Here is a 9,631-nt window from a genome sequence, read left to right as displayed (position 1 = left end):
TCGCGGGGTGGAGCAGTCCGGTAGCTCGTCGGGCTCATAACCCGAAGGTCGCAGGTTCAAATCCTGTCCCCGCAATCTGGTCCGGTAGTTCAGCTGGTTAGAATGCCTGCCTGTCACGCAGGAGGTCGCGGGTTCGAGTCCCGTCCGGACCGCCATTTAAATACAAACAACGATCCTTAGGATACAGTCCTAAGGTCTTTTTTTGTATAAACATAGCAACAAAAGATCAAACCACTGCTTCTTAAACTACATAAAAAAGATCCTTCGAAATTTTAGTTTAAAAAAGAGTAGGTAAGCTTAGTACAAACAACAGTGTTAGAATCAAGTTATTTATCATCATTATACATCTGCAAAGTCTACAGAAAGTTAGTATAATAATCATGAAAGCAGTGTAAATCGTTCAGATTATAAGGATTAGGCTATACTAGAAGATAAAATGAGGTTGGTGACAATAATGCCAATACACGAAATTATCACATCATCCCCAGAAGAGACGAAAGGTTTAGCTGAAAAGCTCGGTCGTCTAGCAATGGAAGGAGATGTTCTTACTTTAGAAGGTGATTTAGGAGCAGGGAAAACAACCTTTACACAAGGCCTTGCAAAAGGATTAGGAGTAAAGCGCGTAGTAAATAGTCCTACTTTTACCATTATAAAAGAATACGAAGGGCGTATTCCGTTATATCATATGGACGTGTATCGATTAGAAGAAAGTGAAGAAGATTTAGGATGGGATGACTATTTTTATGGACCAGGTGTTACCGTAGTTGAATGGGCTCATTTTATTCAAGCGTTTCTTCCTGAACAAATGCTGCGTATAAGATTGTATCATGAGGAAGAGCAGAAGCGCAGGATTGTGCTAGAGCCAGTAGGAGAACGGTATATTAGACTATGTAAGGAGCTTTTGCAAAATGAAAGTTTTAGCGATTGATACTTCTAATCAAGTAATGGGAGTAGGATTAATAGATGGATCGAATGTTTTGGGAGAAATCATTACCAATACAAAGAACAATCATTCCGTACGTCTAATGCCTGCTATCGAGCAGCTATTAACAATGTGCAATGTAAAGAGTACTGAATTAGAGAAAATTGTAGTAGCAGCAGGACCTGGTTCGTATACAGGTCTTCGTATTGGTGTTACTGTAGCGAAAACACTGGCATGGTCATTGCAAATTCCGCTATCAGGTATTTCAAGCCTAGCAGCGTTAGCGATTAATGGAGAGCATTTTAACGGATACATATGTCCTTTGTTTGATGCGCGTCGTCAACAGGTTTTTACAGGCTTGTACCGATATGAAAATGGCTTACACGTACAAGAGGAGGACCGTATTATCCTTCTACCTGATTGGTTGGAGGTCGTAAAACAATATGAGCAGCCTATTTTGTTTATAGGCCAAGACGTTGCTATTCATCAAGCAGCTATACAGCAGGAATTAGGTGATCAGGCGGTTTATGCAAATGCAATGATCAATCATCCGAGACCAGGGTTATTAGCGATGATGGGAGCAGATGCTACTGCGGAGGATGTACACACCTTTGTGCCAAACTATTTGCGTCTAGCAGAGGCGGAAGCGAAATGGCTAGCAAACCAAAAGAAGTAGAGGAATAGGCAATGGACACATTCATAACGTTTCGAGACATGCAATTAAGCGATATAAAGCAAGTATTAGAAATTGAGCACGCATCTTTTGCAATTCCTTGGACTGAGGATGCGTTTATCCGAGAATTAACGATGAACGAGTATGCGGTCTACACTGTCATAGAAGAGGGCGGTCGGGTAGTAGGCTATTGCGGGATGTGGCTTATTTTAGATGAGGCAAATATAACAAACATAGCGATATTGCCTTTGTATAGAGGTCGGAAACTCGGAGAGGCTTTGCTACGCTTTGTTATGGAAAATGCACGGTTAAAAGGAGGCAAGACGATGTCTCTTGAAGTGCGTGTATCAAATAATACCGCGCAAGGACTTTATCGGAAGCTTGGGTTTTTAAATGGTGGTATTCGGAAAGGATACTATACAGATAACTACGAGGATGCTCTCGTAATGTGGGTGAATTTATAATGGAGAAAGAAACACTACTATTAGCTATCGAATCAAGCTGCGATGAAACGGCAGCAGCAATTATAAAAAACGGACGAGAAATTATTTCGAATGTGGTCGCATCTCAAATTGAAAGCCATAAGCGTTTTGGAGGCGTAGTTCCAGAGATTGCATCTCGCCATCATGTCGAACAAATTACAATTGTAATCGAAGAGGCGTTAACACAGGCCAATCTTACTTTTGCTGATCTTGATGCCGTTGCGGTAACAGAGGGGCCAGGATTAGTAGGGGCATTGCTTGTAGGTGTACATGCTGCAAAGGCGATTTCTTTTGCTCATCAGATTCCTTTAATCGGTGTGCATCATATTGCTGGACACATCTATGCAAATCGATTGATTAAGGAAATGCAATTTCCATTACTAGCTCTTGTTGTGTCTGGTGGTCATACTGAACTTGTTTATATGAAAGAGCATGGCTCATTTGAAGTAATTGGCGAAACAAGAGATGATGCAGCGGGAGAAGCTTATGATAAAGTAGCACGGACATTATCATTTCCGTATCCCGGTGGTCCGCATATTGATCGCTTAGCGGCGCAGGGAAAGCCGACGATTGATTTGCCGCGGGCATGGCTAGAGCATGACTCATATGACTTTAGCTTTAGCGGATTGAAATCGGCAGTTATTAACACTGTGCATAATGCAAGCCAGCGCGGAGAAACGATTGTACCCGAAGATTTGGCTGCTAGCTTTCAAGCAAGCGTTATTGACGTATTAGTAACGAAAACAGTGCGCGCAGCAGAGCAATATAAGGTAAAGCAAGTGCTATTAGCTGGCGGGGTTGCTGCAAATAAGGGACTTCGCGGTGCACTAGAACAGGCGTTTCTGGAACAAAATGAAATAGAGCTTATCATTCCACCTTTGTCTTTGTGTACAGACAATGCAGCAATGATAGGAGCAGCAGGAACGATTCTTTATCAACAAGGAAAGCGTTCGACATTAGCGTTGAATGCGAATCCTGGGTTGCCAATTGAGCGATAATATCCACAGTCTAAAGTAAAGGCTGTGAATAAATCGGTGGAAAGTTTGTGACTAAGTACGATGAAATTGTGTATATCTTTGTGGATAACTGTGGATATAACTGTGGGTAATGTGCGTAACTTTTAGGAAAATGCGGAATATCAACGTGCATATGTGTATATCTCTGTGGATAGTGTGTAAAAAGGAGTAGAAGAAGAGCAAAATGCTCATTCCTCTACTCCTTTTTTGTGAAGTACGTTTTACTATCCACATGTGGATAGTGAAAGCGACTATATTTATTAACTTTGCAGTTCTTCCCATTGCGCCATAAGAGATTCAAGCTTTGATTCAGAGGCTTCTTTTTCTTTGTGTATGCTTTGTACTTTTTCATAGTCTTGGAACACTTCAGGTGAGCAAAGCTCTTCTTCATAGGCAGCAATCTGTTCTTCTAGCAGCATAATGGTTTCTTCTATTTCCTCAAGCTTACGAGCACGCTGACGATCCTGCTTTTTTTTCTCTTTGTCTTCTTGATAGGTTCGTTTTTCAGTTGGTTCATCGAGTACAATTTCCAAGTCCTCTTCTTTCAGACGAGCAATTTCTAATGTTTCTGCTTTTTTCTCTATATAATAATCGTAATCGCCCAAATACTCAGTTGTACCAGATGGTGCTAATTCTATTACCTTGGAAGCAACTCTATTAATAAAGTACCGATCATGAGAAACGAAAAGAATGGTTCCTGGGAAATGAATCAAGGCATTTTCTAGAATTTCCTTACTACTTATGTCTAGATGGTTAGTCGGCTCGTCCAATATTAATACGTTACATTTTTGCATCATAAGCTTTGCTAGAGCAAGGCGAGCTTTTTCGCCGCCGCTTAGAGAAGAAACGATTTTTAACACGTCATCTCCAGAGAAGAGAAAATTTCCGAGAATGGTTCGTATTTCTTTTTCAGGCTGCAAAGGAAACTCGTCCCATAGCTCATTTAATACGCGCTTGGAAGAAGTGAGAATAGCTTGCTGCTGATCATAGTAACCAATTGTGACATTAGAGCCAAAGGTAATAGAACCTTTTAGAAAGTCTAACTGATGAACCATAGCTTTTAATAAGGTTGATTTCCCTATGCCGTTTGGACCGACAAGGGCGACACTGTCACCACGTGATAGGTGCATATTTACATGAGTAATAATCGGGTTTCCTTCATATCCGACAGCTACATCTTGTACGTGCAGCACATCATTTCCACTTTGACGTTCGATTTCAAAATGAAAGGAAGCGGATTTTTCATCATCAGCTGGCCGCGTCATGAGCTCCATGCGTTCTAATTGTTTACGCCGACTTTGCGCACGTTTTGTGGTAGATGCTCTTGCGATGTTACGCTGCACAAAGTCTTGTAGCTTTGCAACCTCGTCTTGCTGCTTTTCGTAGCGCTTCATTTCTTGCTCATACCACTCGGCCTTTTGCTCTAAATATTTACTATAGTTTCCGGTAAAGCGTTTGCTTTGTGTATTAGATATTTCATATACTTGGGTTACGATGCGATCTAAAAAGTATCGGTCATGCGATACGATGAGGATGGCACCTGAATAACTTTGTAAATATTGTTCTAGCCATGTAAGGGTTTCGATATCCAAATGATTGGTTGGTTCATCTAGAATGAGTAGATCAGGCTTTGTAAGCAACAGCTTCCCAAGTGCAAGGCGTGTTTTCTGACCACCGCTTAGCATTGAAATTTGCATCTTGTGCGTTTCGACGGGAAAACCTAATCCGCTGAGAACAGAGCGAATATCGGCTTCGTATTGATAGCCACCTTGATCACTATATAATTGTTGGAGTCTATCGTACTCCGCTAGAACCTTTTCATAACGAGTTTCATTACTGAATACTTCTTCTTTTCCCATTTCCTGCTCCATATTTCGTAGGTCGCGCTCCATTTCTTGCAGTTCTCGAAATACGGAGAGCATTTCTTCGCCAATCGTTAATGAGGTTTCTAAGCCGGTATTTTGTGCTAAGTAACCAATGGAAACGTCTTTTGGTTTAATAATGTCGCCTGATTCATACGACATTTCACCTGCAATAATACGTAGTAAAGTTGATTTACCTGCGCCGTTACGCCCTACGAGTGCAACGCGTTCACGGGATTGTACTTCTAGTTTTATATTGGATAAAATGACATCAGCCCCAAAAAGCTTTGTCAATCCGTTTACCTGTAATAAAATCAACGTGTTTCACCTCAAATTAGTTAGTCTACTGTATATTTATAAAAAACTAATGTTTTTCAACACTATTAGAAATGGTGTATAGTTTAATAAGGAGACAATGGTCTCTTTCTATTATACAAGGAAAGCTTTACACCAATAAACTTTCAACGTACATTCCTGTTAATAAAGGTCAAATTTCCCTATGGGATAAACAGAAATTGGAAAGAGAAGGGGGATATGATGGATCAGCCTAAAATTCCGCAGGCAACTGCGAAACGACTACCCTTGTATTATCGTTTTATTAAAAACTTATCACTTTCAGGAAAACAACGTGTTTCCTCAGCAGAGCTCAGTGAAGCCGTAAAAGTTGATTCGGCTACCATTCGCAGAGATTTTTCTTACTTTGGAGCACTAGGTAAAAAAGGGTATGGTTACAATGTAAACTATTTATTATCATTTTTCAGCCAAACCCTTGATCAAGATGATTTAATTCAAGTAGCATTAATTGGCGTTGGAAATTTAGGAACCGCTTTCTTACACTATAATTTCATGAAAAATAATAACACAAAAATCGAAATGGCTTTTGATGTAGATGAAAAGAAGGTCGGACAGTTTATAGGAGAAGTTCCAGTCTACCATCTCAGTGAAATGGAACAACGGATGGGGGATGTAAAGGTAGCCATATTAACAGTACCGGCAGCTGTAGCACAGTCTGTTGCAGATCGATTGTCACACACGGGCATAGAAGGAATCTTAAATTTTACACCAGCACGTATTAATGTGCCAGAACATATTCGCATTCATCATATTGATTTATCAGTCGAATTACAAACACTCGTTTATTTTCTAAAACATTATCCGAGATAGTGAAAAAATTCACTTACATAAGAAATGCGAAAGATAAAAAATGGACCAGATTGTGGTCCATTTTTTAATCCCTGCTGCTTAATGGTTCCTTGCTTTCCATTTAACGATAATGAGGCGAATAGCAAAGCCGAAATCGAAGGTGGCCATAAGAATTAGCAAGAGTGTGTAAATGTTCCATATCGTAGTTTCCACGCTTGTTACAGCTAAATACGTGAAAATAGCGCCTAGTATTAAATATAGAGTTGCCATAAGCATAGGTGAATTTCTACGCATTTTTAAAATCCTCCAATAATTGTGTGCAAATTTTCAGCTTGTCGCATGATTTTATCCATATTGTTACTTAATCCTAGGTTTACCAAAATCACGATTGTATTCATCATTACATGTGCAACAATGGGAACTATAATCCGCTTCGTATGTACGTACAAAAAGGAAAAAACAATACCCATAGATGTGTAAATCAAGATATGACTAAAATCGAAGTGAACCGTTGCAAATATGAGCGAGCTTATAATGGCGGCAACAAAAAAATTAAAACGCTTATAAAGGGAACCAAAGAAAATCTTTCGAAACACAATTTCTTCAAGAATCGGACCGAAAATAGATGTAACTAATATGAATAGAGGAGCAACTTTAGCTATATCTACGAGCCTTTGTGTATTCTCAGAGCCGGGGTTAATTCCTAATAGACGCATTTCGATGGTTGCTGCAATTGCCTGAGCAAACATGGCCAGAAATACACCAAGAAACATCCAAATAATCGTGTACATAAGTCCCATCTTCCCACGAGCTAGTGGATCATCGTCATGTCGGAGCAGCAGTAAGGTGATAATGAGAGCGACTACGAAGCTAATAATTGCCCAGTGCGCGGAAGCCATTTCAATTTGCATATTCCTAGTATAAGTAACATATAATCCAGTTTTTAATAAAAGAGGAACGCCAACTAAACTGGAAATTTGCATGACAATATATGTGATAATAATCCACCAATATTTAGTATTCAATTGTCATGTCTCCTTTTCTATATAAATTTACATGCGTAAAAAAGGAAATCCACATTTAAGAGAGAAAAGAACTAAGTGGTCCTTTTTCAAACAAACGAGCGCAGTTTCACTTTATTGTATCATACAATTTTATAAGAATTACTGAAAGAATGTTTTCAGAAGAAGTGGGTATACTGTTCCAGTATGAGATGGTTATTATGGGATTATGTGGGAAAAGTTACGAAAATTTATGGTTTATACTTGCAAAAGAAATAGAGATTCATTATTATAAAAGGTGTGTTAGCACTCAATTGAGATGAGTGCTAATAAAAAGAAAACTTACATATGAATTGAGGAGGTTATTTTCATGCTAAAGCCATTAGGTGATCGCGTAGTAATTGAACTTGTTGAAGCAGAAGAAAAAACTGCTAGTGGTATTGTGTTACCAGACTCTGCAAAAGAAAAGCCACAAGAAGGCAAGATTGTAGCAGTTGGAACAGGTCGAGTGCTTGAAAACGGAGCGACTGTAGCTTTGGAAGTAGCTGTAGGTGATCGTATTATCTTCTCAAAATATAGTGGTACAGAAGTTAAATACGAAGGTGCAGAATACTTAATTTTACGCGAAAGCGACATTTTAGCTGTAATCGGTTAATTTATACATCTTATTTTTAAAAAATAGGGAGGTACGTAAAAATGGCAAAAGATATTAAATTTAGTGAAGAAGCACGTCGTGCAATGCTTCGCGGTGTAGATACTCTTGCAAACGCAGTAAAAGTTACGCTTGGACCTAAGGGACGTAACGTAGTATTAGAAAAGAAATTCGGTTCTCCGCTTATTACAAATGACGGTGTAACAATCGCAAAGGAAATCGAATTAGAAGATGCATTTGAAAACATGGGTGCAAAATTGGTTGCTGAAGTAGCTAGCAAAACAAACGATGTAGCTGGTGACGGTACGACAACTGCAACGGTTCTTGCGCAAGCAATGATTCGTGAAGGCTTAAAGAACGTTACTGCCGGTGCAAACCCTATGGGCATTCGCAAAGGTATCGAAAAAGCAGTAACAACTGCTATTGGAGAATTAAAAGTAATTTCTAAGCCAATCGAAGGCAAAGCTTCAATCGCACAAGTTGCTGCGATTTCATCTGCTGATGCAGAAGTGGGCGAATTGATTGCAGAAGCAATGGAACGCGTTGGTAACGACGGCGTAATTACGCTTGAAGAATCAAAAGGCTTCACTACTGAACTTGACGTAGTAGAAGGTATGCAATTCGATCGTGGATATGCATCTCCTTACATGATTACAGACTCTGATAAGATGGAAGCAGTACTTGACAATGCATACATCCTTATTACAGATAAAAAGGTTACTAACATTCAAGAAATCCTTCCTGTGTTAGAACAAGTGGTACAACAAGGTCGTCCTCTATTAATCATTGCTGAAGACGTAGAAGGCGAAGCATTAGCTACACTTGTTGTAAACAAACTTCGTGGTACATTCAATGTTGTAGCTGTTAAAGCTCCAGGCTTTGGTGATCGTCGTAAAGCAATGCTAGAAGATATCGCTATCTTAACTGGCGGCGAAGTAATTACAGAAGAACTAGGTCGCGACCTTAAATCTGCAACTGTTGAATCTCTTGGTAAAGCTGCGAAAATCGTAGTAACAAAAGAAAACACAACGATCGTAGAAGGATCAGGAAGCTCTGATCAAATCGATGCTCGTATCGGTCAAATCCGCGCTCAATTAGAAGAAACAACTTCTGAATTCGACCGTGAAAAATTACAAGAACGCCTTGCAAAATTAGCTGGCGGCGTAGCAGTAATCAAAGTAGGAGCTGCTACTGAAACAGAATTAAAAGAACGCAAACTTCGCATTGAAGATGCATTAAACTCTACACGTGCTGCTGTTGAAGAAGGTATCGTAGCCGGTGGTGGTACTGCATTAATGAACATTTACACGAAAGTAGCTTCTATCGATGCAGTTGGCGACGAAGCAACAGGCGTGAACATCGTTCTTCGTGCATTAGAAGAACCAGTTCGTCAAATCGCAATCAATGCAGGTCTTGAAGGCTCTGTAGTTGTAGAACGCTTGAAAAACGAAGCAGTAGGCAGAGGCTTCAACGCTGCTACTGGCGAATGGGTAAACATGCTTGAAGCTGGTATCGTGGATCCTACTAAGGTTACACGTTCTGCTCTTCAAAACGCAGCATCTGTTGCAGCTATGTTCTTAACAACTGAAGCAGTTGTAGCTGACAAACCAGAACCAGCTGGCGCTCCTGCAATGCCTGACATGGGCGGCATGGGTGGAATGGGCGGCATGATGTAATCTAACTCTAAACCTTTGATTTAAAAGGATTTAGAAAGAATTTACTTCATTTTTGATGCCGTTTTGATGTCGAAACCTTAAAATATGTAAAAAATCAGAGGTTTTTCATGAGTTCTTTGAACTTTTGGGAAGCCTCTTTTTTTACAATCTTTGGTGATGTGCAAATATACTTGGGTTGTCGTTTCGTCATCGGTATGTCCCAAA

General features: G+C 39.8%; 10 protein-coding genes and 2 tRNA genes. 9 read left to right on the top strand and 3 right to left on the bottom strand.

Going from position 1 to position 9,631, the window contains the following annotated elements:
* Nucleotide 1: 1 nt before the first annotated feature.
* From AC11ZT_RS05945 to tsaD, 6 genes are all read left to right on the top strand, one after another.
* Nucleotides 2-75 (top strand) — tRNA-Met (locus AC11ZT_RS05945).
* A gap of 3 nt (nt 76-78) precedes the next feature.
* Nucleotides 79-155: transfer RNA gene (locus AC11ZT_RS05940), tRNA-Asp, on the top strand.
* Nucleotides 156-454: 299 nt separating this feature from the next.
* A complete protein-coding gene (gene tsaE / locus AC11ZT_RS05935) occupies nt 455-928 on the top strand; it encodes a tRNA (adenosine(37)-N6)-threonylcarbamoyltransferase complex ATPase subunit type 1 TsaE (protein ID WP_484058722.1) in 474 nt (157 codons plus the stop codon).
* A complete protein-coding gene (gene tsaB, locus AC11ZT_RS05930) occupies nt 909-1,598 on the top strand; it encodes a tRNA (adenosine(37)-N6)-threonylcarbamoyltransferase complex dimerization subunit type 1 TsaB (protein ID WP_484058721.1) in 690 nt (229 codons plus the stop codon). The genes tsaE and tsaB overlap by 20 nt, the downstream gene beginning before the upstream one ends.
* 11 nt (nt 1,599-1,609) lie before the next feature.
* Nucleotides 1,610-2,059: a ribosomal protein S18-alanine N-acetyltransferase gene (gene rimI / locus AC11ZT_RS05925; protein ID WP_484058720.1), complete on the top strand. Its 450-nt coding sequence runs from the start codon at nt 1,610-1,612 to the stop codon at nt 2,057-2,059.
* On the top strand, nt 2,059-3,075 hold the full coding sequence (gene tsaD, locus AC11ZT_RS05920; RefSeq protein ID WP_484058719.1) for a tRNA (adenosine(37)-N6)-threonylcarbamoyltransferase complex transferase subunit TsaD: 1,017 nt from the start codon (nt 2,059-2,061) through the stop codon (nt 3,073-3,075). Before rimI ends, tsaD begins: the two co-directional genes overlap by 1 nt.
* A gap of 278 nt (nt 3,076-3,353) precedes the next feature.
* On the opposite strand, the gene AC11ZT_RS05915 is transcribed toward tsaD, so the two are convergent.
* The gene (locus AC11ZT_RS05915) at nt 3,354-5,273 is read right to left on the bottom strand and encodes an ABC-F family ATP-binding cassette domain-containing protein (protein WP_484058718.1); all 1,920 of its coding nucleotides are present in this window, start codon (nt 5,271-5,273) and stop codon (nt 3,354-3,356) included.
* Nucleotides 5,274-5,492: 219 nt separating this feature from the next.
* Between AC11ZT_RS05915 and AC11ZT_RS05910 the strand changes: the two genes are divergently transcribed.
* A complete protein-coding gene (locus AC11ZT_RS05910) occupies nt 5,493-6,119 on the top strand; it encodes a redox-sensing transcriptional repressor Rex (RefSeq protein ID WP_484058717.1) in 627 nt (208 codons plus the stop codon).
* Nucleotides 6,120-6,197: 78 nt separating this feature from the next.
* On the opposite strand, the gene AC11ZT_RS05905 is transcribed toward AC11ZT_RS05910, so the two are convergent.
* The gene (locus AC11ZT_RS05905; protein WP_484058716.1) at nt 6,198-6,392 is read right to left on the bottom strand and encodes a YdiK family protein; all 195 of its coding nucleotides are present in this window, start codon (nt 6,390-6,392) and stop codon (nt 6,198-6,200) included.
* A 2-nt stretch (nt 6,393-6,394) separates the two neighbouring features.
* Complete coding sequence (locus tag AC11ZT_RS05900; RefSeq protein WP_484058715.1) at nt 6,395-7,123, bottom strand: lysostaphin resistance A-like protein; 729 nt, start codon at nt 7,121-7,123, stop codon at nt 6,395-6,397.
* A gap of 346 nt (nt 7,124-7,469) precedes the next feature.
* On the opposite strand from AC11ZT_RS05900, the gene groES reads away from it, so the two are divergent.
* Together groES and groL are read left to right on the top strand one after the other, a co-directional pair.
* Nucleotides 7,470-7,754, top strand: a complete 285-nt coding sequence (gene groES, locus AC11ZT_RS05895) for a co-chaperone GroES (RefSeq protein WP_379971489.1) — start codon at nt 7,470-7,472, stop codon at nt 7,752-7,754.
* Nucleotides 7,755-7,795: 41 nt separating this feature from the next.
* Entirely contained in the window at nt 7,796-9,427 is a 1,632-nt protein-coding gene (gene groL, locus AC11ZT_RS05890; RefSeq protein WP_484058714.1) for a chaperonin GroEL, read from the top strand.
* Nucleotides 9,428-9,631 lie beyond the last annotated feature (204 nt).

The organism is Ectobacillus sp., assembly GCF_056992975.1.
This window is presented reverse-complemented; position numbering and strand designations above follow the sequence as displayed.